This window comes from Granulicella pectinivorans (assembly GCF_900114625.1).
GTDB lineage: Bacteria > Acidobacteriota > Terriglobia > Terriglobales > Acidobacteriaceae > Edaphobacter > Edaphobacter pectinivorans.
Window position 1 is genome coordinate 3,398,979 of record NZ_FOZL01000001.1, and the last position, 23,630, is coordinate 3,422,608.

The following is a 23,630-nucleotide window of genomic DNA, read 5'->3' on the forward strand; positions in this document are numbered from 1 at the left end:
CATTACCCCGCGCTCAGCATCGTCCCCAGCCGCTCCAGCAGAACCGGAGCCGACTCACCCTTCGTCACATAGCTGTCCACGAGCGCGGAAATATCCTGCGGTAGCGCAATATTGGCCGAGAGCATCAGGATCGGAACCTCCGGTTTTGCCTGCCGCATGCGATTCGCGACCTCGCCGCCGTTCATGCCCGGCATCGTGTAGTCCAGAATGACGGCCTGCACAGGCTCCGCTTTGAAGACTTCAAGCCCCGTTCGGCCATCCGGGGCTGTTAATACCTTGTAACCGGCGCGCTCAAGCATAATCTTTCTCACCTGTAGTCCGACCACTTCGTCATCGACGCAGAGAATCAAGCGAGGCATGGAGGAACTCCCAACTACAGGGGTAACTAGCTTGCTTTCAGTCTATCCCGGCGGGTTGCCCGTCTCCGTGAAAAATGATTCATCGGATGTTCTCATTAACATTCGGGCCTCTGAGCTAACCTAGCGACGGGAGGCCTAAAAGCTACCCACCAGAGGACTCAGAGGACACGTTTTGAACCAGACCAGCCAGCCAAACCAGACCGTTGTCGTGTTGGAAGACGATGCCGATATCTCCCGCCTCGTCCAGTACCACCTTGAAGGCGCAGGGTTCACCGTGCGCCCCTACCTCGCCATCGGCCAGGTTCTCTCGGACGCCGAGCGCCATCCCCCGGCACTTTTCCTGCTCGACATCATGGTTCCCGGAGGCGACGGCCTCGATCTCTGCCGTCGGCTACGCCAGAACCCGACGCTTTCGAGCATTCCCATCATCTTCCTGACGGCCCGCGCCGCCGAGAACGATCGCGTCCAGGGTCTCGAGCTCGGTGCCGACGACTACATCACCAAGCCCTTTGCTACGCGTGAGTTAGTCGCCCGCGTGAAGGCTGTCCTGCGCCGTTTCGAGCGTCCCACCACGCCGTCGCTGCTCAAGTTCGAGACCATCGAGATCGATGCCAGCGCCATGCAGCTTCGCGTGAAGGGCGAGCTCGTTACCACCACCGCGACCGAGTTTCGTCTGCTGGACTACCTGGCGCGCCACCCTGGACGGGTGTTCAGCCGTGATCATCTGCTCGATGCCGTCTGGGGCGATGCCCGGTTTGTCACGCCCCGCTCGGTCGACGTGTACGTGCGCCGCATCCGCGAGAAGATCGAGGAGGACGCCGAGACCCCGCGCTACCTGAAGACGATGCGTGGCGCCGGTTACCGTTTCGAGATCCCAAAGACGCCGCAGTTCCAGGCCGAAGCCGTCTAAGAGATCGGTAAAGAACAGGAACCATGCGCAGCCTCTTTCTCACGCTCTTCATCCGTATCACGCTCGGGGTGGCCTTGTTTGCCGCCGTGGAGACCTATGCGCCGGGCTTGCGCGGGGTGCCGAGCTACGTGTTGGCAGTCATCATCGCCGCAGTGCTTGCCTGGTGGACATCCGTCTCACTGCGCGACGCAATCCTGCCCCTCGGCCGCTCCGCGATGAGCATCCTTAAGGCCGATGGTACGAAGATCCTTCCGCCGCCCGCCTTTACCGACTTCGACCTCCTCGCACAGTCGCTTGCCCTGGCCTCCGGGCAGGTGCGGGAGGCGCTGGAGGCCTCGGCCGAGAGTCGCCACAACCTCGAAGCTCTTCTCGACTCCATGCAGGACGCAGTCGTGGCTGTCGATGCCGGAGGCCGCATTCTCTGGTCGAATCAAAAGATGCAGCGTTTGATGTCGAACGCCACGGCCAGCCCCTCGAGTCCGCTGAGGATCGGTCATGCGCTGGTGCAGAGTATTCGCGATCCCGATGTGCTGCAGACGGTCGAGATTGCGCTGGAACAGAGGGCGATCTCACAGCGGCGAGCCACCAGCGTGTTGCCGGGAAGCATCTTCGAGGTCAATACCTCGCCGATGCCCAACGGCGGCGCAGTCGCGGTGCTGCACGATATCACCCGTATCGAGCAGGTTGAGCGCACCCAGCAGGACTTCGTCGCCAACGTCTCGCACGAGCTTCGCACACCGCTCACCTCCATCAGCGGCTATGTCGAAACGCTTCTCGATCACGAACAAAATCTGAGCACGACGGCGCGATCGTTCCTCACGACGATCCTGAAGAACGCGAACCGCATGCACCGCCTCACCGAGGATTTACTCGCGCTCGCACGGGTTGAATCCTCCGAGGCGCCCCTGACCCCGCAGCCGCTGCGGTCGGACATGCTCGTCCGCGATGCCGTGCAAGGCGTCAGCGGCCTGGTGCAGGAGAATGAGGCCACCCTCGAGATTGGTTCGCTCACCGAGGACGACGTCTTCGCCGACCATGATGCCGTTCTCCAGGTCCTCTCGAACCTGATCGAAAATGCTATCAAGTACGGGCAGCCCCGGTCCGGAGGCCGTTCCCACGTCATCGTCAGCGCACGGACGGTGCAGGAGCCCGTCGCCGCGGTTGAGTTCAGCGTGCGCGACTTTGGGCAGGGGATCGCCTCGGAGCATCTGACGCGTATCTTCGAACGCTTTTACCGGGTGGATAAGGCTCGCTCGCGCGAGTCCGGCGGCACGGGCCTGGGGCTCGCCATCGCCCGCCACATGATCCAGACGCAAGGCGGCACGATCTGGGCAGAGAGCAACCTCAACGAGGGAAGCACTTTTCTCTTCACGCTTCCCATCGCCCTCTTTCCGGCGGTGGAGGACGAGGAGCTATGAACCAATCTCAGCACCGCGCCGGTGGCGCAGCGATTGGTATCATCGAGCATGTGGCCATGCGGGGCCACATCGAGTTTCATCGCTCAAAGACCGCGCAATTTACGGGAGACACGTTTTGGGCGTAGGCATTCAGGTCGAACATCTCAACGCATGGTACGGCAAGACCCATACCCTGCAGGACATCAATCTTCCCATCCCGGCGAATCATGCGACGGCGCTGATCGGCCCCTCCGGATGTGGCAAATCCACGTTTGTACGCTGCCTGAACCGCATGCATGAGACGGTCGCTGGGGCGCGCGCTGAAGGCGTCGTCCGCATTGGGGACATGGACGTGTATAAAGACGCTTCGCCCGTGGCGATCCGCCGGCGCATCGGCATGGTCTTCCAGCGGCCCAACCCGTTTCCGACGATGTCGATCTACGAGAACATCGTGGCGGGCGTGAAGCTGGGCGGCAGCCCCGGGCGCAAGGCGCTGGACGAGGTCGTCGAGCGTTCGCTGCGCCAGTCGGCCCTTTGGGACGAGGTCAAGGACGATTTGAAGAAGAAGTCCGGAGCGTCACTTTCGGGCGGTCAGCAGCAGCGCCTTTGTATGGCGCGTGCGTTAGCCATCGACCCCGAAGTGCTGGTGATGGATGAGCCGACCTCGGCGCTCGACCCGATTTCGACCTCGAAGATCGAAGATCTCATCTTCGAACTGAAGACCCAATACACCATTGTGATCGTCACCCACAACATGCAGCAAGCCGCGCGAGTCGCTGAAAACACAGGGTTTTTTCTGAGTGGCAAATTGGTCGAGTTCAGCCCGACCCACAAGATCTTTACCAATCCGAGCGACAAGCGCACGGAGGACTACATCACAGGGAGGTTTGGCTGATGCGCATTAAATTCCACCAGAGCCTCGGCGACCTCAGGGAGAAGCTGCTCGTCATGGCCGGCATGGCCGAGCAGGCCATTCAGCGCTCCATCGAGGCTTACCGCACGCGCGATCTCAGCATCTGCGAGCTCGTCTTCCGCTCCGAGCCCGCGATCAACCGCCTGGAACGTGAGATCGATCAGCTTGCGCTCGATCTTCTGGCGATGGAGCAGCCGATGGCCGTCGATCTGCGCTTCATTCTTTCGGTGATCCGTATCAACGCGGACCTCGAGCGGGTGGGCGATCAGGCCGTGAATATCGCGGTACGCGTGCGCGAGATGGGAGCGTTCGCCAACATCGATCTTCCTGTCGATATCCCGAGGCTGGCCTCGCTGGCATCGGCTATGGTGCGCAAGGCCTTGCAGGCATTCATCGAGGCCGATGCCGATCTGGCCGAGACCGTTCTACAGCTCGACGATCAGGTGGACGCCATGAATGATGCCGCCTTCGTGGAACTGAGCGGCCTGATCCGCGACCGTCCCGACCTGACACCACAGTCGCTGAACGCGCTGATTATCGCGCGGAACCTGGAGCGGGTTGGGGATCACGCGACGAACATCGCGGAAGATGTCATCTTCTGGGTGCGCGGAGCGGATGTCCGGCACGCGGGTAGCGCGACCTGAAGCAAGGTGAAACTTCGATTGAGAGGATGAAAGGCGGATAACGACAGGCAAAAGCCTAGCTTATCCGCTTCATCCGTTTGTCGGCTCCTGCTCCGGCGTCCACCAGTCCAGCCTGCCGAGCGCGGGATAGTACAGCCCAAGCCGAATCGCTCCTACGGATCTTCCAAGGATCCTCCCGTACGCCTCGAGCTGGGGCTTGTACTTCTGGCGTTCTTCAGCGAGAAAGGCATCAATTCCGTCTGATCCATGCGTCGTCGTTTTGTAGTCGACGATCCAGAGGCAATCTGCTCCTTCTTCGTGGGGAGTGGCTCCGGCGCGGAACATCCGGTCGATACGGATGCTGCTCCACTTCTCTTGCCATCCGGTCAGCGCGACCTCGGTCTGGGCTTCCGTGAGGGGAGCATCGGCGCCGAGAAGCCAGCGGCCATCGGCATCCGCGAGGGTGGTGGCAAGCGCGTCGATGACTCTTTGGGCAAGCCTCTCCACCACCGCAGGAGCGAGCCCATCGGCACGCAGCAGGGCGGTGGCACGGGGGAGCCAGACGGGCAGTTCGGCGCGGAGTTCTCCGGCGGAGGCGCCGTTCGCAACGCATGCTGCCGCCAACTCCAGGAACGCGTGGACTGCGTTGCCGAAGGAGCGGGCAGCGAACGAGCCTTCCGGTCGTTCGAACGATGTCCTTCCAGCAGGGACAGACGCCTCATCGTGCAACCGTTGCGCAGCCTGAAAGCGCTCCGCCGGGTTGAAGCTGAGGGGGAGGCGATAGAGCATCCGTGGTTTGTCGATCTCCTCGCCGGCTGCCAGTGCGAGCCCTTCCGGCAGCTCAAATGCCGTGGTCTCGATATCGGCGAAGTGTTCCTCGGCCATGGGCCATGCGGCCTTGAGGAGTGATCCGGATGGCTGGCGAAGCTCGCCCTTTGCGGTCCTCTCCGCCGTGGCGAAGAGATGAAGCTCCTCCCGCGCGCGGGTGCAGGCGACATACATCAGGCGCTTGCGCTCTGCTGCCTCGCGAGTGGCGTGAACGCCCCGGATCCACTGGTTCAGTTCCTTCGCATCTTCGCCCCGTCCCGCGATAGGCGCGAGGACGAAGTGGGCCGCGTCGGCGTCGCCGGAGTCGACCTCCATCCAGTCGAGCAGACGTCCGCCATCCACCTTGCCGCGTCTTTCGAGGGCTGGTACAAAAACCGCATCCCACTCGAGGCCCTTGGCCTTGTGGATAGTCATCAGATCGACCGCTCCGGCGTGGACCGCGGGCTCGGCGTAGAGCTTGGTCATAGCCTGATCGATGGTTGCCAGATCGACCGGCCTGCCGCCCGCCTCCAACTCGTCGAGAAGGCTGAGATAGCGCAGGGCATTGGCGAGGGTCTCGCCTTGTAGCGACGCGTCGCCACCGAGCGTGCGCCAAGTGCGTTCCACCCACTCGGCGAGAGGCATGCGACCGCGTTGCGCCATCGCGGCCGTGAGAATTGGCCAGACGCGGGCCAGGCAAGCTTCGCCGTCTTCACTGATCGGGAGGTCTTCTTCCTGTTCCTGCACGAGGTCGAGGACGCATCGCTCGCGCAGCGTCGGATTGTCGTGTCCTGCGATGGCGTGAAGGTCCGCAAGGCCCAGCCCGCACCACGGAGCGTGCAGCACCGCGAACCAGGCGATGCGGTCCGCTGGATGCAGCAGGGCTCGGGTGAGCGCAAGCAGGTCGAGGACCTCCTGCCGCTCGCCGAGCTCCTCAATCTCGACAGCGCGGAAGGGCACAGCGCCTTCGCCATCATCCTTCCGGAAGGCCGCGACGATCTCCACCAGAGCCGGACGCGACCGCACCAGAACCGCGATCTTCCAGGGCTCCGTGCGTCCGGGTGGGAGTTCCCGCCCCATCCACTCGATGGCGATCCGCCGGATATCCTGCGCGTTCTCGCGTTCCAGCAGACGGGCTGTTCGCGGGGCTTCGTCGCCTCCTTCGATGAGCGCGGTATGCCACTGGACAGTGCGGCCGGGGCTTGCATCGCGGATCGCCGAGGCCTCGACATAGGGAACCTCCTCGGGATGCGCGGGGTTGGACGCTGGTGGGAAAAGTCGGGAAAAGTCGCGGTTGAACTGTTCGACGAGGATGGCCTGCGAGCGGAAGTTGGCAGTGAGGCGCAGGCAGGTGAGGGGCAATTCGCCGAGGCGCTCCTCGTGCATGGTGCGGATAAAGCGCTCGACCCGGGCCTGGCGGAAGCGGTAGATCGACTGCTTGGGGTCGCCGACGAGAAAGACGGTCTGGCTGCGTCCATCCCAGCCCTGGGTCAGGCGCTCGAGCAGATCGTACTGGCTGGTGGAGGTGTCCTGCATCTCATCAACAAGGAGGTGTCGTGTCTCCATGCCGAGAGCCGCGGTCAGCTCATCGGCGGCACCGTCGCGTCCGAGGGCCGTGCGGGCGGAGAGGGCAATCTCGGCGAAGTCGCACTCGCCGGCATCGGCGAAGACGAGTTGCAGCTCGACGAGGGCGCGGCTGAGTACGCGGAAGAGGGCCTTCGCAACGACCCATTGCTCCTCCGGATACTTCGCAGGGGGAAGCTTATCGAGCTGGCACATGGCGGCGAGGGCGGTGTCGTTGTCGTGGAGAAGACCCACGAGCTCGCCGAGGCGCTCTCGGTGCTTCTTGTCGGTCTCGAACTTGACGATATTTTTGGTAAAGCTCTTGCGCCAGGTGCCGGTGGAGGGCGTGACGACGAGGTGCGCGAGGGCTCGCCAGTGGGCGAGGTCCCCGGCCATCGCACCGGGCGGCTCGTGGCGTCCGGCACAAAGGGCGATGGGAGAGACGCCTCCGTTGTAGCCCTCCAGGAAGCCGAGCTCGGCGGCGGCGGAGGTGAGTTCACGCAATACCCCGGCCGGAAGGGTACGGGCGAGTTGGGTGAGGGCGCGGCAGATGGCAAGGTCGAGTGTCCGCTCGAGCCGTGGCAGCACGGTTCCTTCGAGGTATTCGTCCTCGAGATGCTCGCCGGAGAGCGGGACGAGTTCGCCCCACTGGTCGCGGGTTCCGAGCATGCCGGCGATGAGGCGTTCGCATTCAGCGAGGTTGCCATCGCGGTGGAGCAGGATCGTGCGGAGAGCTTCGTCGAGGGCGATGTCTTCGCCGCCCAGTTGCAGCAGCGTGCGGCGTGCGGCATCGCGGTACATCGTGGTGGCGTCGTTGGCGGGGGAGAGCTGGCCACCGCTACCGGAGAGCAAGGGCAGGGCGCGGGCGATCTCGGCGCAGACGGCGTCGATGGTCTGGATCTTGAGACGCCGGGGATGCTCGTTGAGGGACCAGCCGCGGGCGACCACGCGCTGGGCGAGGTGGCGGGTGAGGCGCTCGAATTCGCCCTTGAGCGGTGCATCGAGGCTCGCTTTTTCAAGCTGTTCCAGGACGCGCTCGCGAAGCTCTCCGGTAGCCTTGCGGGTGAAGGTGATGGCGAGGACCTGCTCGGGGGCGTCGACGCCCTCGTCGCCGAGCAGCTTGAGGTAGCGCTGGATGAGGAGGCCGGTCTTACCGGAGCCGGCAGGGGCCTCGACGACGAAGGAGGAGCGGGTGTCGAGGGCTTGATCGCGGGCCGCTGCATCGGGTGGGCCGGCGGGGAAGAGAAGGAGGTCAGCCACGGTCGTCCTCGCCTTCTTCGTCCACGGCCAGGAGGGCGGCACCGTCGACGCGGCAGATGAGCCGTTGCTCGCAATAGGCGCAGGTCACGGGGTAGATCTTGGGGGAGATGCGTGCCGAGCCGCTTGCAAATTCTTCGGCAAGCGTGGTGAGGGTTTGTCGCCACTGCGCGATCTGGTCGGGCATGCCGAGGAAGTCGCGTGCGGGTTTGGTGAGGGTGCCGGGTGACGACTCGAAGCCGGTGAGCGCCATCTCCTTGCCGGGACGGACGAGGCCGAACGCGACCGCTTGCAGAGCATCGGACTCGGAAAGCACCGCGTAGAGTGGGAGCTGCGGCTCGTCGGGGCGGTCGGAGAGCCATGCGGAGGGCTTGGCGTCGCCGGTTTTGTAATCGATGAGGACGGCGCCGCCCTCAATCTCGTCGACGCGGTCGACCCGCAGGGAGAGGCGCAGGGGGCCGACCGTCACCTCTTTCGCCAGCTCGCGCTCCGCAACGGTGAAGGGAACTGTGCGCTTGGCCTCCATGGCGAGCCACTCCATGCCGATGCTCATGAGGCGTTGGCGCTGGGTTTCGAGATAGGCCTCATCCCACGCGGACTCGACACGTGCCGAAGGGCTGTCGAGCGCCTCATCGATGGCCTGGGACAGCGTGGCGCGGCGGGCTTCGGTAGTCATGGCGCGCAGGGCGGCCTGGGTGCGAACGAGCTCCCAGAAACGCTCCAGAACGAGGTGAACCGCGATGCCGCGCTCGCGTGCGTCCATGCCGAGCGCCCGCGTGTCGATGCCCGAGGCGAAGAGGCGGTGCTCCGCAAAGGCGCGGAAGCCGCAGGCGGCTTGCGATTGAAGGACTCTCGCCCCGCCCGCAACGGGGCGATCCGGCAGGGTGGCGATGGGGAGGTCGTCTGCGATCTCCTCGACCGCGACGATGGCCTCGACCGGCTCATCCCCTGTGCCTTCGAGCGGTTCCAGATGCAGGCCGGTGAGCGTTGCCGACGCCTTCTGTTTCTCCTCGGGAAGCTCGCGCGCGTAGCTGAAGATGACCGTCTCTGCCGCGCACCGAGCCACGCGGTCGGTGACCCAACGGGCGAAGGCGGCATCGTCTGCGGGCAGGGAACCCGGCATGCTGAGCTCGCGGCGCAGAGGCCAGCTCAGGAATGGGCTGCCGGAGACCGGTGTGGGCCAGGTGAACTCGCCGGCACGGAGAAACCAGATGGCGTCGCACCGTTGTCCAGCGGATTCTTCCGGGGCCAGGACCTGGACAGGGGCATCCTGAGCCTCGGGCGCAAAGACGGTGCTGGTAACGATGCTGCGCAAGGCATCGAGAGCTGCGCGGTAGGGCACGCGACCACCTTCGAAGTCGAGGGTGGCAAGCTCGTCGAGGGTGCTCTCCCAGCGCTCACGAGTCTGAAATTCAACGGAATCCTCGCTGCCGCGACGACCCCATCCACTGGCTTGCAGCATCTCGCGGATGGCCTCGGCCCAGTCGCCATAGGGGCGGCGGGCGTTTGCCGGGAGGCGGCGCTCGGCGACGGAGCGCAAGCCACGCAGCGCGGCCAGTGTTCGGGAGAGGCGTTCACGGCGTTTGGAGGCTTCCAGCTTTGCGATCAGCCCGTCCAGCCGGATCTCCGGACGGAGCGCAGCCGCCCGGCGCAGCTCGAAGGCGTCGAACTCCGCACGCGCAGGCTGCTCGGCACCGGTGGCCACATAGGGCGAGAGAAGGAGCTGGCTTACCCGCTCAAGGTCGAGGGCTTCCTCCGCCCACGCCAGCAGATCGAGCGCCGCTGCAATCATCGGTCTCTCGACGAGTGCTTCGCCCGCCGAGAACTCGAAGGGGCCGGCCACGGCGAATCCGATGGCCTGGGATCCGGGCGCGAGGATCTCGCGGAAGACGCGTCCGATGCGTGCTCGTTCGTCGGCCAGCCCGGGGACGACGACGGCCACGCGGGCTTCGGGGCGGTCGTCGAGGTAGCGCCGGATCCAGTGTGCGGCGAGTCTCAACTCCTGGGCTTCGTCTTCGGCGATGGAGAGAAAACGCTCCTGCGGCAGGTCCGGCTGCTCCGCGGTCTCGATGCGGACGCCGATGTCGGCGATGGCCTCGAGCAGAGCCTCCTGGGCCGGAACCAGGCGGTCGAAGCCAACCAGCAGGATCTCGTTCGCGATGCGTAAAGTTCCTTCTTTCAGAGCTTTCCGTAGGGATGCTTCAAGTCCTGCTTCGGGAAGGAGCCGTCCCGTGTGGCAGCGCTCGTCAAAGGCCGCTGCCCATGCGGCAAAAGCCTCTGTGTCGCGGTTCGTGGCGGAGCCCTTCAGTCTGCCAAGGCCGCGAAACCTTGCAAGTGCCGCCCATGCGTTCGCCGCCATGCCTGCCAGGGCTTCGGTGCTGCGGAGCGTGGCGAGCGACTCGTCACCGGCGATGACGCTGCGCCATAGGGAGGCTTCCTGGGCGCGGTTGAGGAGCATCGCCTGCGCGGTGCCTTCGAGGATCAGCCCGTGCCAGAGGCCTGCGGTCCAGGAAGTCCAGGCCAGCACATGTGCGGGGGACCACTGGGTGAGACCGGCGTCGCGGTTGCGTGTGTCCCAGGCTCTGCGGAGTTCGCGTGCGGCTCGCTGGTTGCCTGTCAGGACGGTTGTTCCACGCTCCAGCGCCGCCGCAATCTCTCCGGTCAATCCATCCACCATACTTCGTTTATACGCCGTTTCTACGCCTTCAAGGCGACCGCAGTGCGGGCTCGGGAGCCTCTGATGAAGCTCAAGGCCAACATCAGTGCTGCCGCCCCCAGGGGGATGCCCAGGGCGGTGACAAGCGAGCCGGTCCGGGTGGAGGTGACGCCCATGAGCCAGGGCAGGCTGGCCGCCCCCAGGCCGGACGCGGCGATGACCATTCCGGCCATGCCTGCTGTGGGCCCTTCAGCCATCAGGAGGGCGAAGGTTGCGGGGAAGAAAGGCGACAGGCTCATGCCTAGAAGGAGCACCACGACGGCGATGCTGATACCGCCGTGCGCGGCTGTCAGCGCGGCGACACAGACCGTGGTCGCCGCCAGACCGGCGCGCTGCACGGTCTTCTCGCCCACTCGCAGCATCAGGCGTGAGGCGATGGCGCGGCCCACCGACAGCGAAACCCAAAGAAGCGCCGTGGTGTACTCACTCCAGGCAAACGATCCGGCGGTTTTGTCACCGTAGCGCTGGGCGAAGGTGGTGATCCAACCGGCGAGGCAGGTCTCCAGGCCGCCGTAGAGAAACAGCAGTGCGGCAAAGTAGGCGAAGATGCGTCCGTTAAAGGCTGGCGTCACTTCGAAGCCGTTGGTCGCGACGACCTCGCTCTCACCACGTGTCTCGGTCCGCAGCCAGAGTCCCACAAGCGCAAATGCTCCGGCGAAGCAGAGTAGGACGCCGCGCAGGGCGAAGTGCGGCAAGAGCCATGCAGCGCCCAGACCGGAGAGCATCGCCCCAATGGTGAAGGAGAGGTTGAGTCCGGCGAGTGCGGAACCGCGATGCTCGGTGAAGCGCCTTCCGGCCAGGATGTTGGTCGCGGTGATGATGCGGCCGATGCCGAACCCGCCGAAGGCCAGGCCCAGGGCACCGGCGTGCCAGCCGGGGGCAACGGCGAATCCGCCGAAGCCCAGGGCCGCTGCGAGAAACCCGACCAGAAGCGTCTGCTCCAGTTTTTTCGAGACGGTGACTCCACCGAGGAACGCTCCGCAGAACTTGGCCGCCATGAGCAAACCGCTATCGGAGTCGAGCATGTGCCATTGGGAGGCCAGAAGAGGCAGAATCGGCCCAAGCAGAGCAGTGCCCAGACCGGCCAGCGCAAGCGCGGCGTGCATCAGCGGAAGGCTCGTCGTTCGGACTGTGGTCCCGCGCGTCATCGGGTGATGCGTCAATTCTGTGGCACGGAACGGAACGGCAGGCAAGGGGATGAACTGCGAGATCGTCCTTGGTAGCTGCCGCACCACGGTCAACTCCAGGCCAGCGTGTCCCGCATACGACACATTCGGAATCAGCCTAACACGCTCCGCCCAACTCGCCCGGCCGCGAGTCTGCCGGACGCGACTATCATAGAGGTACCAGGAGATTCATCCGACCGTGACCTCGCACCGCCGTCTACTCTCAGTCGTTTTGCTCAGTCTTTCGCTCTTTGCCGCCGGATGCCGGAAGTCCGGCCCCGCCGCGCCCGCTACGCAGAAGTCCTTCCCGCTGAAGGGACGCATTGTTGCGACCGACCCCGCGACCGGTGAGGTAACGCTCGACCATGAGGCCATTCCCGGCTACATGGAGGCGATGATCATGCCGTACAAGCTCGCGCAGCCCGACACGATCAGCGAGTTCCACCCGGGCGACCGCATTGCCGCGCACCTCGTTCTGGATGCGACACGGGGTGACGATCCTTCCGGCTACCGGCATCCCCGCCTCGACCAGGTCGTCGTGACGGCGCAGGCACGGCCCGACTATAAGCCTGCGGTGCAATATCACGTTCCGGCGGCGGGCGATACGATCCCCGATTTCGCGCTGCTGAACCAGTCCGGTAAGACCATCCATCTTGCGCAGTTCAAGGGCAAAGTGGTTGCGATTACATTCATTTACACACGCTGCCCGCTGGCCGACTATTGTCCGCGCATGTCGCGGAACTTCGCCGATCTCGACCAGTCACTCGCTGCGGATCCGGCGTTATATGGCGATACGCACCTGATCAGCATCAGCTTCGACCCGACCTACGACACGCCCGCCGTGCTGCGCAGCTATGGCGGCGCCTATACGGGCAAGTACACGAAGGAGCAGTTCCAGCACTGGGATTTTGCGGCCCCCCCGGTCAAGGAGCTTCCCGCCATCACGCAGTTTTTCAACGTCGGCATCACGCCCGGGGACAATCCGACCAGTTTGCAGCACTCGTTGTCGACGATTCTGATCGGCAAGGACGGCAAGGTCGCGGCCTGGTATCCCACGAACGACTGGAAACCGGCGGATCTGCTGAACGATATCAAAGCCGCAGCAAAGCTTTAGAAGCCTGCTCCCGCTGGACCGGTCCTATGCTTGCGAGGCCACGCAGGGCATACGTTCCGAGGGACAATCAAGTATCCTGATCTCCATGTACAAGCTGACTATCGTCTTTGGCGTTCTGCTCCTCGCTCTTGGTCTCGGAACCTATCTTGGAACCGGACAACAGTACCCTACGTCGCTCATCCCCGCCTACTTCGGTTTGGTGCTCGCGGTCTCCGGCTTCCTTGCCAACACCGAGAACACGAAGAAGCGCATGCTCTGGATGCATATCGCCGTCACCGTCGGATTGCTGGGTTTCCTCGGAACTGCGAAGTCCATCTATGACGAGATCAAACTGCTGCAGGGCGCGTATTTCAAACTTCCGCTCGCAGTACAGGAAAAGTGCGCGATGTCGGTACTGTGCCTGATCTTCACAGTCCTTTGCGTGCGGTCCTTCATTGCGGCCCGTAAGGCTCGTCTGGCGTAAAAACGACCGTGTGCGCGGGCAAGGCGTACACTTTGGAGATATGTCCGCTTCCATGGGATCCACCAACTTCGGCACGGGAATGCGCGCTGCTGACGGCCCTTCTCGCGGCACAGGCCGTGCCACCGCCGCCAAGCTTACCGCCTCGCGTCCCAAACCGAGCCTGAAGAAGATGCTTCCCGAGGTCTGGAAGCTGATCAAACCTTACCGGATGTTGCTTGCCGGCAGCTTCCTGATCATGATCGTCAACCGCGCCAGCGGGCTGATCCTGCCGGCGTCGACGAAATACCTGATCGACCGCGTGATGGGCCAGCACGACATCGGCGTGCTGCCCTGGATCGTCGGCGCGGTGGTGACGGCGACCATCGTGCAGGGCGCGACCAGCTTCATTCTTACGCAGCTTCTCTCAAAGGCCGGACAGCGCCTGATCGCCGAGTTGCGGACCAAGGTCCAGGCTCACATCGGTCGGTTGCCCGTGGACTTTTACGATAAGAATCGCACAGGGACCCTGGTCGCGCGCATCATGACCGATGTCGAAGGCGTGCGGAACCTGATGGGCACGGGCGTCATTGACTTCTGCGGTGGCGTGTTGACCGCCATCTTCGCATTCGCGTACCTCATCCACCTCAGCGTGCGGATGACGCTGCTGACCTTCGTCATCCTGGTCATCTTCGGGGTCATCCTGCAGAAGGCCTTCAGCACCATCCGGCCCATCTTCCGCGAGCGCGCGGTGATCAATGCGGAGGTCACGGGACGCCTGACGGAGTCGCTCGGCGGTGTCCGCGTAGTGAAGGGATATCATGCCGAGGCCTCGGAAGCGAACGTCTTCGCCGCGGGCGTCAACCGCCTGCTGGCGAACGTGATCTCATCGATCACGGCGCAGTCGTTCATGTCCCTGGCGTCGACCGGGGTGCTCGGATTCGTGGGCGCTCTGATCATGTGGCTTGGAGCGCACCAGGTGGTGGCTGGACGCCTGACGACCGGCGGCTATGTGACCTATGTGATGTTCCTGGCGTTTATGATCGCGCCGATCGCGGGGCTGGTGAACATCGGAACGCAGTTGACCGAGGCGCTCGCCGGGCTGGATCGCACGACCGAGATTCTGAACGAGCAGATGGAAGACTCCGAACCGACACGAACCGAGGTGCTCTCGACGATCGATGGCGACATTCGGTTTGAAGACGTCAGGTTCTCGTACGAAGAGGCCAAGGAGGTGCTGCACGGCGTCTCGTTCGAGTCGAGGCCGGGCACGGTGACGGCCCTGGTGGGCTCGTCGGGGTCGGGCAAATCGACAATCATCTCACTGGTGTGCGGCTTCCACACGGCGACAAGCGGCAAGGTGTTCGTCGATGGACATGACCTCTCGCATGTCCGTCTGTCGAGCTTCCGCGAACAACTGGGCGTGGTGTTGCAGGAGACCTTCCTCTTCGACGGAACGATCCGCGAGAATGTCCTCTTCAGCCGTCCGCTGGCTACCGAAGAACAGTTGATGGCGGCCTGCAGGATCGCGCGCGTCGACGAGTTCGCGGAGAAGTTTCCAGAGGGCTACGAGACCATCGTGGGCGAGCGCGGCGTGAAGCTTTCGGGCGGCCAACGCCAGCGGCTTTCGATCGCGCGCGCGATCCTAGCCGACCCGCGCATTCTGATTCTCGACGAGGCGACGAGTTCGCTGGATTCAGAGTCGGAGGCGATGATCCAGGCGGGCCTGCAGCACCTCATGCAGGGCCGTACGACGTTCGTCATCGCGCACCGCTTGTCGACGATTCGCCGTGCGGACCAGATCCTGGTGGTCGAGGGTGGCCTGATCGTCGAGCGCGGGACGCATGACGAGCTGTACGCCGCGAAGGGGCGGTACTACGACCTGTACACGCGTCAGCATGGGCTGGAGGCGAACCTCTTCCTGGCTCCAGGCGAGGGAGATAGTGTCTTGGAGACGGCGACGAAGGCCTAAGGGCGGGTGTCGAGACGTTCGATCATCACCGGCTGCTGCGGAGGTTGCGGGATGCGCTTCGTCATCATCAGTCCAACGACAGCGAGTAAAAGATACAGGCCAACGAGTGGGAAGAAAGCAAATTTCCCCCTGGGCCATATCTTCGGTGGAAGCTGGTTGGACAAGCGGTCCAGCACGCTTGTAGAACTGCGGTCGGAGGGATGGAACTCTGTCTCATCGTCGGGTTGCTTCGACCACCTTCGTGCGAGCACTGTCGCACGAAGGTTCGAGAATAAGAGCATGGTGATGACGAGGCCGACGAACGGATTTCCCCCGCCGCCATGCACCATGCCTCCGGCGAAACCCGTCAGGTAGAGTGCAAAGGCCAGCGCCGATGCGGCGATGCTTCTTTCTCTGACACCGCATGCCGCCAGGAAATAGACGGCGGCGGTCAACATGCCAACGAACGGCATCCCGAGGAAAAGTAGCAGAAGGAACGAAACGCCGCCGACCGCTGTGCACACGTAAAAGCCCTGCTGGCCCAGAAGATCGACGTCGTACTGTGTCTCGATGGATGGCCAGAACAGGCGCTTAAACAAATTGTCCGTGGGCTGAGGTGTCGAGGATAAACCTAATGTCTGCATGCGAGACATTGGACCGCGTCCCACGGAATCTGTCTAGAACTTTGTTTCCGCGCCTTCCACTCCCAACTGGATGAGGAGAAAGGCATAATCGAACGCAATCTCCTTCAGGTAGTCGTACCGGCCCGATGCTCCGCCGTGACCGGCGTCCATGTTGATGTGCAGCAGCAGGGGCGTGTCGTTCGTCTTGAGCCCGCGCAGTCTGGCCACATACTTCGCGGGCTCCCAGTACATGACCTGGGAGTCGTTCAGGCTGGTCTTGACGAGCATCGATGGATAGGGGCCAGCGGCGAGGTTGTCGTAGGGCGAGTAGGAGCGCATGTAAGCATAGGCCTCAGGCTCATTGGGGTTGCCCCACTCCTCATACTCGGCGACGGTCAGCGGCAGCGACGCATCGAGCATCGTGTTCATGACGTCCACGAACGGTACATGCGACAACACGACGCGGAACAGGTCGGGGCGCATATTCACGACGGCTCCCATCAGTAGGCCACCCGCGCTTCCACCCTCGATGGCAACGCGATCCTTCGCGCCGTAGCCCTCTGCGACGAGGTGCTCGGTGGCCCGGATGAAGTCCGTGAAGGTGGTGCGCTTGACCATCATCTTGCCGGCATCGTGCCACGCATCGCCCATCTCGCCGCCGCCGCGGATGTGAGCGTAGGCAATGACCACACCGCGATCGAGCAGCGACAGCCGGGTTGCCCCAAAGCCCACTGGAAGCGCATAGCCGTACGATCCGTAGCCGTACACGTAAAGGGGATTTGTGCCATCGCGCCGGAAGCTCTCGCGGCGATACACCACCGAGACTGGCACGTGCACTCCATCCTCAGCCGTGACCCAGACGCGCTCCGAGGCATACAGCGATGCGTCGAATCCTCCCGGCACCTCCTGCTGTTTCAGCAGCGTCGAGGTGCCGCTAGCGACGTCGTACTCATACACCGAAGCGGGCGATACCAGCGACTGATAGCTGTAGCGGTACTTCGTCGTCTCCATCTCCGGGTTCGCGTGGCCGCCTGCGGTGTACGTCGGTTCGGGGAACGCAATGGCCTTTGCTTCGCCGAGCTTCGGACCCTTGAGGAGCGGGTAGACCTTGAGGACAGGCAATCCTTCCCGCCGGGTCGAGGTCACCAGAAAAGTCTGGAAGACGTCGAAGTCTTCCAGCGGAACAGTCTTGTCTTCGGGAAGAAACTCCGTCCAATGGTCCCGACCGGGGTTTGTAACCTCCGCGGTCACAATGCGGAAGTTCTCGCCAGTGTCGTTCACGCGGATGTAGAACAGGCCGTCTCGATGGTCGACGGAGTACTCCTGGTCATCGACGCGTGGGGCGATCAAGGTAAAGGTTCCTTCGGGCGTATCCGCGGCGAGGAAGTGGCACTCGCTCGTCGTGTGGCTTCCGGCCTCCATCAGCAGGTACTTTGCGTCGCGCGTCTTGCCGACGCCGAGGTTGAAACGCTCGTCTTCCTCGTGGTGAATCTGCACCGGCTCGCCGCCGAGTACATGGCGAAACAGTCGGTCGTGCCGCTTGGTTCCCTCGTCTTCGGTGGTGTAGAAGAGCGTTTTGCCATCGGCGGCCCAGGCCACAGATCCCACCCGGACGGCGGTGTCGGGGAGGTCTTCGCCCGTCCGCAGGTCCCGCACATGCAGCGTGTACTGGCGGAACCCGGTATTGTCGGTCGAGTAGGCCAGCAGCCAGCCATCGGGGCTGATCGCCATGTCTCCCACAGCCATGAACGCCTGCCCTTCGGCCAGTGTGTTGACGTCGAGGATCACGATCTCTTCGGCGTCCGGCGCAGTCCTGCGGCAGTGGATGGGGTACTGCAGCCCCTCCACGGTGCGGCTCGAATACCACCAGCCGTTCTTGCGATAGGGAACCGACTCGTCCGTCTCCTTGATGTGCGACAACATCTCCGCGTAGAGCTTTGCCTGCAAATCCTTCGTGCCGGCCATGGCGGCTTCGGTGTACGCGTTCTCGGCATTTAGGTAGTCGATCACCTCAGGCGAGGCCTTCTCGCGCATCCATCCAAAATCGTCGACCAGTTCGGTTCCGTGGATTGCCACGGACTTCGTATCGCGGCGCGCGACCGGCGCCTTCAAATCGCTCTGCATGTGCCTACACTCTCCATCCCCAGCATACCCGCCCGTGAGGCAACCAACCACCTCCCCGAAACAACCTATAGAGGGTGGGCCGCCCTGTCGTGTAGTATCCCTGCACAGTCGTTCGCGATTCTGCAGCCGGTCCAAGTCAGGAGATTTTCATGGAACTGAAGCGCATTCGCACCGCCGTCGTCGCTACCGCCATCGTCCTGAGCCCCATGGCACTCCTCGCCCAGCTTTATCCGGACTCCCAGAGCCCCGTCCAGCAGCCCCAGCCGATGCAGCAGCAACAGAGCCCGAACCGAGCCACTCCGCTGGCCACCGGTCACGATACCAACGCCACTCCGGGCGTTACCGGGCAGGAGATGAAGGATAAGATGTTCCTCCGCAGGACCGCCGAGGGAAGCATTGCGGACGTGAAGTTCGGCCAGCTTGGCGCAGAAAAAGGCTCGTCCGACGACGTGAAGGCGTTCGGCAGCAAGATGGTCACCGACCACACGCAGCTCTCGTCCGACCTGAAGCCCATCGCCGATCAGATGGGCATTCGCCTGCCTAAAGAGATGAACAAGGACGATAAGGCCTCCTATGACAAGCTCGCCTCGCTTTCCGGTGATGAGTTCGACAAGGCGTTCATCCTCGCCATGCTCGAAGATCACCGGAAAGGCTGGCGCGCCTTCCGTGAGGAGTCCATGGGGACCAACGACCCCGTCCTCAAGGCAGAGGTGGACAAGGGGGAACTCGTCATCCGAGATCATATGCGGATGGTGGTAAAGATGGCCAAGGAGCGCAACATCCTGCCTCCGCGTCCCACGCCTCCTCCTGCTCCTGTCCAGCAGTAACCCGGCGAGATCGACTCCCACGGCGTAACGGAACTTTCCTACCCGGCAAAGCGTAGAATCGTATCGATGATCTGGCCTAGAAGACTTGCGCTCGCCCTTGCTCTGTTCGTCCTCGGGCTCAACGTCTCCCCGGCGGAGAAGGTCTCCGATCTTCCCGCACCCAAGGGCTACGTCAACGACTTTGCCGGGGTTCTCAACCCTGACACAAAACAGACGCTTGAAGACCTATGCACCCAGGTCGACCAGAAGGCGCACGCACAGATCGCGGTGGTGACGATCAAGACGATCGACGGCGACTCCTCGATCGAAGAGTTCACCACCCAGCTTGAAGAGAAGTGGAAGGTCGGCCAGAAGGGAACGGACAAGGGACTGCTGATGCTCTTTGTCATGAGTCCCCGTGCCGGCCGCATCGAGGTAGGCTACGGGCTTGAGGGCATCCTGAACGACGCGAAGGTCGGTGATATCGGCCGGCAGATGTCCCCGGCGGCCCGCCAGAACGACTACAACACGGCCATTCCCATCGGCGTCAATGCTATCGCACAGGTGATCGCGACGGACGCGGGTGTCACACTGTCTGGCGTCCAGCCCGTCCATACGTATCACCGCGAAAACGTCCAGCAGCCGATCCATCTGAGCCTCTTCCAGGTGCTGATCGTTGGCGGCATCGTCCTCTTCATCCTGTTTCTGCTCATCAAAACGGGCAACGTCGGCCTCATCTTCTTCCTGCTCGGCAATATCTTGGGCAGCGGCGGAGGCGGCGGGCGAGGCCGTGACGACGACCGTGGCGGAGGAGGCTTCGGCGGCTTTGGCGGAGGAAGCTCGGGAGGGGGCGGAGCCAGCGGCGACTGGTAAACCGGCAGAGACGGGAACGAAATCCACCAGAAATTCGTATACAACCAGTAGAATCACCAGCAATACAAGAGGAACCAAATGAAATCTCTCTGGATCGCACTCGGAGTCGTCGGCCTGATCATCGTCGTACTGCTCTTCGTCGGCGGAAGCTACATCAGCACCAAGAACACGCTCGTAGTCAAGAACGAGGCTGTCACCCAGGCGTACTCGCAGGTGAACGTCGTGCAGCAGCGCCGCATGGACCTGATCCCGAACCTCGTCGCCTCGGTCAAGGGCTACGTGAATGAGGAGACCACCGTCCTCACGAACATCGCCAACGCCCGCGCAGCCGTCATCGGCGCGACGGATCGCGCATCGAGCATCCAGGCCAACAAGCAGCTCGACGTAGCCATCAGCCCGCTGCTTCGTCTCCAGGAGGCGTATCCGAATCTGAAGGGCAATGAGCAGTTCATCCGGCTGGAAGATGAGCTGGCCGGAACCGAAAACCGCATCGCCGTCGAGCGCCAGCGCTATAACAAGACGCTCGAGGACTACAACATCTCGGTTCGCCAGTTCCCGGCGAGCATCTGGGCCGGCATGGCTGGATTCCAGTACCGCGATGAGTACTTCAAGGGCGATGCCGCCAACTCGGTTGCACCGAAGGTCGACTTCGGTAAGTAAAGTCCCGTGTCGCTCTCCCGTTGGCAGGAAAGAGAGTTCATCGCCGACCAACGGGAGAGCCCTTACGATTTCGGACTACCGAGACTGGTACACAAGTCATGAAGTGATCGCTCCCGCGTAGGGCACACGTAACAAGAAAAGGCCGCCGCGAAAGCGACGGCCTTTTCGTTCCTGAACAGCCTTACTTGGTGAACGCGCTGACTGCGGTCGCTTCGTCGTCCTTGACGTCGAATACGGTGTACAGCTTGGTGATCTGGAGCAGATCGTGGACCTTCTTGGTCAGGTTCAGCAGCTTGAGCTCGCCGCCTGCATTCTTCACGGTCGTGAAGGCGCTGACCAGCTCGCCGATGCCGGAGCTGTCGATGTAGCTAATCTCACCCAGGTTCAGCAGAATCTTGTTCGAGCCCTTGGCAAGCACATCGCGTACTGCATCCCGCAGGGTAACGCTGCCTTCGCCGAGTGTGATGCGGCCGCTGAGATCGAGGATGGTGACACCGTCTACCTGACGGGTCTTGACTTTCATGCTCATTGAGTAGGTCTCCTTAGGTCCCCGGCTGCGCGGGTGTTCGATGCTTGATAAGTGTCAGTTCGGTTCCGGGGTGTAACTGGCGAAAGTTTACCTCATCCATGAAAGCTCGAATGAGAAAGATCCCACGGCCGGAGCCGCGGAGAATGTTTTCAGGTGCCAGCGGGTCCGGAACAGTATCCGGATCGAGTCCCGCTCCCTGGTCGCCGATGCGAATAATCAGATCGTCCGCCGTCGTCTCGAACGATGCCGTGATGACCTTCTCAGGATCGTAGGCATTTCCGTGCAGGACGGCGTTTACCGCAGCTTCGCGAACGGCCATGGCGATATTCGGAACGGTGTCCTCGTCGAACCCGGCCCGTTCCGCATAGTCCTCTGCCGTCTGCTCCACCTTGTTGACGCTGGCAAGCGACGAATCCAATGTAAAACTCACACGGCTTGTAGTAGGTTCGGCCAACTCGGTCCTTTGTAGAGAAACAATAGACAAACAACTTCATGCCGCTTCCAAGACTTGCCGCAAAGGCCAGATTCCGCCAATGCACCGATGTTGGCAGTTTGCTTGGCGCGGGCGCGGATGTCAAGGAGGACCGACCGAAACCCTCATCCGAGACGCCTTTCCGCCCAGTGGTTTACGATGCGAACTATAGGAGAAATTTGCATGAAGCTTTTGCCGTTTGGGATTCCGCTTGTTCTGTTGTCGCTCGCTGTGGCGTCTCCGTCGCAGCAACACGCCGCTCCCATCCAGCAGATGCCGTTTTCCCCTGTGCTCGACCTCACCTCGCTTGACCGCACGGTAGACCCCTGCAACGACTTCTACGCGTTTTCCTGCGGCGGCTGGAAGAAAAACAATCCCATCCCCGCAGACCAGGCGAGTTGGAGCGTCTATGGCAAGCTGACGGACGAAAACCAACAGTTTCTCTGGGGAATCCTCGAAACCGACTCCAAACTGAAGAATCGCAACGCCATCCAGCAGAAGGTCGGCGACGCCTTCGGCGCGTGCATGGACACCGAGAGGATCAACAAGCGCGGCATCGATCCGCTCCGCCCGGAGCTGGCCTCCATCGCGGCGATCAAGGACCGTGCGGCGCTTGACCGGGCCATCGACCGGCTCGACCGCGAGGCGCAGGGGACGTTCTTCAGCAACGCCGGGGGCGACCAGGATCCGTCCGATTCGAATTCGGTCATCGCGACGGTCGGTGCCGGTGGACTCGGTCTGCCCGACCGCGACTACTACACCAAGACCGACAAGCGCTCGGTCGAGATCCGTGCGAAGTACGTCGAGTACATCTCCCAACTCTTCACCCTCGCCGGGGAGCCCGCCGCCCAGGCCGCAACCGACGCCGCCGACGTTCTGCGCATCGAGACCGCCCTCGCCAACGCCTCGCTGACGCGTGTGGAACGCCGTGACCCCTACAAGAGCTTCCACAAAATGTCGGTCGCCGACCTCACCGCGCTGAACCCGTCCATCGATTGGAAGGCGTTCTTCGTCGCACGCGGTCACGCCAACCTCGCGACCGTGAACGTGGAGCAGCCCGTATTTCAGAAGGCTGTCGACACCGAACTCAAGACCGAGCCGCTCGAGGCGCTGAAGTCGTACCTGCGCTTCCACCTCCTGACCGCCGCCGCGCCCTCGCTCTCGGCCCCGTTTGAGACCGCCAGCTTCGAGTTCTTCAGCCACTATCTGCGCGGCACGCAGCAGCCGCCTCCCCGTTGGAAGCGCTGCGTCCGAACCGTGGACCGCACGCTGGGCGAGGCGCTCGGCCAGGAGTTTGTGGCGCGAACGTTTGCCGCGGAGACCAAGGCTAAGACCCTCATCATGACCCAGCAGATCGAAACCGTCATGGGCGACGAGATCGAGCATCTGGACTGGATGAGCCCCGAAACCAAAAAAGAAGCTCTGCGCAAGCTGCACGCCGTCCGCAACAAGATCGGCTATCCCGACACCTGGCGCGACTATTCGTCGCTTACCATCCAGCCGGGAGATTTCTTCGGCAACACGCTTCGTTCCACGATCTTCGAATCCAGGCGCAACTGGGCCAAGATCGGCAAGCCCGTAGACCGTAACGAGTGGGGCATGACGCCGCCGACCGTCAACGCCTACTTCAATCCGCAGATGAACGACATCAACTTCCCGTCCGGCGTTCTGCAGCCGCCGCTCTATGATCCCAAGGCGGATGACGCCCCGAACTACGGCAACACCGGCTCGACCATCGGCCACGAACTCACCCATGCCTTCGACGATGAAGGCCGCCAGTTCAACGCCGAGGGCAACCTCAAGGATTGGTGGACCAAGGAAGATGCGAAGGGCTTCGAAGACCGTATCAACTGCCTGCGCGACCAGTTTGCGACATATACTATCGTCGACGACATCCACATCAACTCGAAGCTGACCAGCGGTGAAGACGTCGCCGACCTGGGCGGAACGCTGATCGCCTACATCGCGTGGAAGCATCAGATCGAGAATCAGCGGCTGAAGCCTCTCGACGGCTTTACCCCCGATCAGCGCTTCTTCATCGGCTTTGCCCAGTGGGCATGCGAAAATGACCGCGAGGCCAACCTCCGCGTCTCGGCCATTACGAACCCACACTCGCCCGGCTTTGCCCGCATCAATGGCATCGTCACCAACATGCCCGACTTCGCCACTGCCTTCGGATGCAAGGTCGGCCAGCCCATGGTCAAAGCCAACGTCTGCAAGGTCTGGTAACGAAGAAGCTGTACAACAAGAGAGTGCTCCACCTTTGCGACCGAAGTCTCGTCGCGAAGGTGGTTTACCGCCGCCACGTTCCAAATGCGCATCACAACC

The 23,630-nt window shown here is 62.8% G+C and carries 20 protein-coding genes; 12 read left to right on the forward strand and 8 right to left on the reverse strand.

Going from position 1 to position 23,630, the window contains the following annotated elements; genetic code table 11:
* Positions 1-2 precede the first annotated feature (2 nt).
* Entirely contained in the window at positions 3-359 is a 357-nt protein-coding gene (locus tag BM400_RS13480; RefSeq protein ID WP_089839645.1) for a response regulator transcription factor, read from the reverse strand.
* A gap of 172 nt (positions 360-531) precedes the next feature.
* Between BM400_RS13480 and BM400_RS13485 the strand changes: the two genes are divergently transcribed.
* Genes BM400_RS13485 through phoU form a run of 5 tightly spaced genes read left to right on the forward strand, consistent with a single transcriptional unit; the run spans position 532 to position 4,223 of the window.
* The gene (locus BM400_RS13485; RefSeq protein WP_089839646.1) at positions 532-1,269 is read left to right on the forward strand and encodes a winged helix-turn-helix domain-containing protein; all 738 of its coding nucleotides are present in this window, start codon (positions 532-534) and stop codon (positions 1,267-1,269) included.
* Positions 1,270-1,292: 23 nt separating this feature from the next.
* Positions 1,293-2,687, forward strand: a complete 1,395-nt coding sequence (locus BM400_RS13490) for a sensor histidine kinase (protein WP_089839647.1) — start codon at positions 1,293-1,295, stop codon at positions 2,685-2,687.
* On the forward strand, positions 2,684-2,812 hold the full coding sequence (locus BM400_RS22815; protein WP_281245502.1) for a hypothetical protein: 129 nt from the start codon (positions 2,684-2,686) through the stop codon (positions 2,810-2,812). Before BM400_RS13490 ends, BM400_RS22815 begins: the two co-directional genes overlap by 4 nt.
* Positions 2,803-3,561, forward strand: coding sequence for a phosphate ABC transporter ATP-binding protein PstB (gene pstB, locus BM400_RS13495; protein ID WP_089839648.1), 759 nt, complete (start codon positions 2,803-2,805; stop codon positions 3,559-3,561). Before BM400_RS22815 ends, pstB begins: the two co-directional genes overlap by 10 nt.
* A complete protein-coding gene (gene phoU, locus BM400_RS13500) occupies positions 3,561-4,223 on the forward strand; it encodes a phosphate signaling complex protein PhoU (protein ID WP_089839649.1) in 663 nt (220 codons plus the stop codon). The genes pstB and phoU overlap by 1 nt, the downstream gene beginning before the upstream one ends.
* 69 nt (positions 4,224-4,292) lie before the next feature.
* On the opposite strand, the gene BM400_RS13505 is transcribed toward phoU, so the two are convergent.
* From BM400_RS13505 to BM400_RS13515, 3 genes are read right to left on the reverse strand one after another with little or no spacing between them, the layout of a single operon-like run.
* Positions 4,293-7,832 carry a UvrD-helicase domain-containing protein gene (locus BM400_RS13505; protein ID WP_141223926.1) on the reverse strand — a complete coding sequence of 1,180 codons (3,540 nt, stop codon included), beginning with the start codon at positions 7,830-7,832 and terminating at the stop codon, positions 4,293-4,295.
* Positions 7,825-10,506, reverse strand: coding sequence for a PD-(D/E)XK nuclease family protein (locus BM400_RS13510; RefSeq protein ID WP_089839651.1), 2,682 nt, complete (start codon positions 10,504-10,506; stop codon positions 7,825-7,827). Before BM400_RS13510 ends, BM400_RS13505 begins: the two co-directional genes overlap by 8 nt.
* A gap of 20 nt (positions 10,507-10,526) precedes the next feature.
* Positions 10,527-11,816, reverse strand: a complete 1,290-nt coding sequence (locus BM400_RS13515) for an MFS transporter (RefSeq protein ID WP_245781864.1) — start codon at positions 11,814-11,816, stop codon at positions 10,527-10,529.
* 127 nt (positions 11,817-11,943) lie between these two features.
* Between BM400_RS13515 and BM400_RS13520 the strand changes: the two genes are divergently transcribed.
* The 3 genes from BM400_RS13520 (at position 11,944) to BM400_RS13530 (ending at position 15,236) form a co-directional block, all read left to right on the forward strand.
* The gene (locus tag BM400_RS13520; protein WP_245781865.1) at positions 11,944-12,825 is read left to right on the forward strand and encodes an SCO family protein; all 882 of its coding nucleotides are present in this window, start codon (positions 11,944-11,946) and stop codon (positions 12,823-12,825) included.
* Between the two features lie 85 nt (positions 12,826-12,910).
* A complete protein-coding gene (locus BM400_RS13525; RefSeq protein WP_089839653.1) occupies positions 12,911-13,288 on the forward strand; it encodes a hypothetical protein in 378 nt (125 codons plus the stop codon).
* Between the two features lie 40 nt (positions 13,289-13,328).
* Positions 13,329-15,236 carry an ABC transporter ATP-binding protein gene (locus BM400_RS13530; protein ID WP_089839654.1) on the forward strand — a complete coding sequence of 636 codons (1,908 nt, stop codon included), beginning with the start codon at positions 13,329-13,331 and terminating at the stop codon, positions 15,234-15,236.
* Here BM400_RS13530 and BM400_RS13535 read toward each other — a convergent pair.
* On the reverse strand, positions 15,233-15,859 hold the full coding sequence (locus BM400_RS13535; RefSeq protein WP_175529027.1) for a hypothetical protein: 627 nt from the start codon (positions 15,857-15,859) through the stop codon (positions 15,233-15,235). The genes BM400_RS13530 and BM400_RS13535 overlap by 4 nt on opposite strands.
* A 33-nt stretch (positions 15,860-15,892) precedes the next feature.
* The gene (locus tag BM400_RS13540; protein ID WP_089839656.1) at positions 15,893-17,962 is read right to left on the reverse strand and encodes a S9 family peptidase; all 2,070 of its coding nucleotides are present in this window, start codon (positions 17,960-17,962) and stop codon (positions 15,893-15,895) included.
* 149 nt (positions 17,963-18,111) lie between these two features.
* Here BM400_RS13540 and BM400_RS13545 point away from each other — a divergent pair, with 149 nt between their 5' ends.
* The 3 genes from BM400_RS13545 (at position 18,112) to BM400_RS13555 (ending at position 20,301) form a co-directional block, all read left to right on the forward strand.
* Positions 18,112-18,789, forward strand: a complete 678-nt coding sequence (locus tag BM400_RS13545; protein WP_089839657.1) for a DUF4142 domain-containing protein — start codon at positions 18,112-18,114, stop codon at positions 18,787-18,789.
* 66 nt (positions 18,790-18,855) lie between these two features.
* Positions 18,856-19,641 carry a TPM domain-containing protein gene (locus BM400_RS13550; protein ID WP_089839658.1) on the forward strand — a complete coding sequence of 262 codons (786 nt, stop codon included), beginning with the start codon at positions 18,856-18,858 and terminating at the stop codon, positions 19,639-19,641.
* Between the two features lie 78 nt (positions 19,642-19,719).
* Entirely contained in the window at positions 19,720-20,301 is a 582-nt protein-coding gene (locus BM400_RS13555; RefSeq protein ID WP_089839659.1) for a LemA family protein, read from the forward strand.
* Positions 20,302-20,482: 181 nt separating this feature from the next.
* Here BM400_RS13555 and BM400_RS13560 read toward each other — a convergent pair whose 3' ends face one another.
* A complete protein-coding gene (locus BM400_RS13560; RefSeq protein ID WP_089839660.1) occupies positions 20,483-20,830 on the reverse strand; it encodes an STAS domain-containing protein in 348 nt (115 codons plus the stop codon).
* Positions 20,831-20,843: 13 nt separating this feature from the next.
* Positions 20,844-21,260, reverse strand: coding sequence for an ATP-binding protein (locus tag BM400_RS13565; protein ID WP_245781866.1), 417 nt, complete (start codon positions 21,258-21,260; stop codon positions 20,844-20,846).
* 225 nt (positions 21,261-21,485) lie between these two features.
* On the opposite strand from BM400_RS13565, the gene BM400_RS13570 reads away from it, so the two are divergent.
* A complete protein-coding gene (locus BM400_RS13570) occupies positions 21,486-23,531 on the forward strand; it encodes a M13 family metallopeptidase (RefSeq protein WP_089839662.1) in 2,046 nt (681 codons plus the stop codon).
* Positions 23,532-23,630 lie beyond the last annotated feature (99 nt).

Coding starts and splice junctions, on each gene's coding strand:
- BM400_RS13480 (WP_089839645.1), bottom strand. CDS start 359: ATGCCTCGCTTGATTCTCTGCGTCGATGACGAAGTGGTCGGACTACAG.
- BM400_RS13490 (WP_089839647.1), top strand. CDS start 1,293: ATGCGCAGCCTCTTTCTCACGCTCTTCATCCGTATCACGCTCGGGGTG.
- BM400_RS22815 (WP_281245502.1), top strand. CDS start 2,684: ATGAACCAATCTCAGCACCGCGCCGGTGGCGCAGCGATTGGTATCATC.
- phoU (WP_089839649.1), top strand. CDS start 3,561: ATGCGCATTAAATTCCACCAGAGCCTCGGCGACCTCAGGGAGAAGCTG.
- BM400_RS13510 (WP_089839651.1), bottom strand. CDS start 10,506: ATGGTGGATGGATTGACCGGAGAGATTGCGGCGGCGCTGGAGCGTGGA.
- BM400_RS13525 (WP_089839653.1), top strand. CDS start 12,911: ATGTACAAGCTGACTATCGTCTTTGGCGTTCTGCTCCTCGCTCTTGGT.
- BM400_RS13530 (WP_089839654.1), top strand. CDS start 13,329: ATGTCCGCTTCCATGGGATCCACCAACTTCGGCACGGGAATGCGCGCT.
- BM400_RS13535 (WP_175529027.1), bottom strand. CDS start 15,859: ATGCAGACATTAGGTTTATCCTCGACACCTCAGCCCACGGACAATTTG.
- BM400_RS13540 (WP_089839656.1), bottom strand. CDS start 17,962: ATGCAGAGCGATTTGAAGGCGCCGGTCGCGCGCCGCGATACGAAGTCC.
- BM400_RS13545 (WP_089839657.1), top strand. CDS start 18,112: ATGGAACTGAAGCGCATTCGCACCGCCGTCGTCGCTACCGCCATCGTC.
- BM400_RS13550 (WP_089839658.1), top strand. CDS start 18,856: ATGATCTGGCCTAGAAGACTTGCGCTCGCCCTTGCTCTGTTCGTCCTC.
- BM400_RS13555 (WP_089839659.1), top strand. CDS start 19,720: ATGAAATCTCTCTGGATCGCACTCGGAGTCGTCGGCCTGATCATCGTC.
- BM400_RS13560 (WP_089839660.1), bottom strand. CDS start 20,830: ATGAGCATGAAAGTCAAGACCCGTCAGGTAGACGGTGTCACCATCCTC.
- BM400_RS13570 (WP_089839662.1), top strand. CDS start 21,486: ATGAAGCTTTTGCCGTTTGGGATTCCGCTTGTTCTGTTGTCGCTCGCT.